Annotated in this window: 1 protein-coding gene; it reads left to right on the forward strand. The window is 27.3% G+C overall.

Translation table 11 applies throughout. The annotated features are described in order from the left end of the window. A partial coding sequence (locus tag LS64_RS12160) for a hypothetical protein (protein ID WP_238699497.1) occupies positions 1-526 on the forward strand: 526 nt, incomplete at its 5' end. Between the last annotated feature and the right edge of the window lie 61 nt (positions 527-587).

Raw genomic sequence — 587 nt, forward strand, 5'->3', positions numbered from 1 at the left:
AAACAATTCACTAAGCATAGATGAAAGAAAAAGAAGAGTAAAAGAAGGTGCATCTATGGTATTAGATGATATTAATAGTGTTTTAGCTCAAGATGATAGGATTAAATACAAGAAAGAATATAGATATTACACAGAGATGACATATAATAGTATAGGATATGCACGGATAGATGAATTAGAACATTTTGATTTAACAATTTATAAAGATACTAATATAGTAACAATATACAACAAGAATGGAGACTTTGCATCTAATAGAGATTTTTTTGAGAGAGAAATCTACCCATCAATAATGCCAACAACAGATTATTATCCTTTTATACAATATGATATAGATTCTACAATAGAGATTAAAAATAATGATGGCAAAGCTATATATACACACGATATAAGAGTTGAAGATTGGGCTTATGGTTGTTTACATTTTGCAAATAATACTATGTTGTTAGGCTTAGATTTCAATATATTTTATTTTAGACAAGTAGGCAAAGATGTATATTTTATAAATGTGCCATTTGCAACTTAGTCTTACAAGTGCAAATTAATAACATATAGATGGACTCATACTCAAAGGTGGAGAAATTAAA

Origin of the sequence: Helicobacter saguini (assembly GCF_000762875.2) — a bacterium.
GTDB lineage: Bacteria > Campylobacterota > Campylobacteria > Campylobacterales > Helicobacteraceae > Helicobacter_A > Helicobacter_A saguini.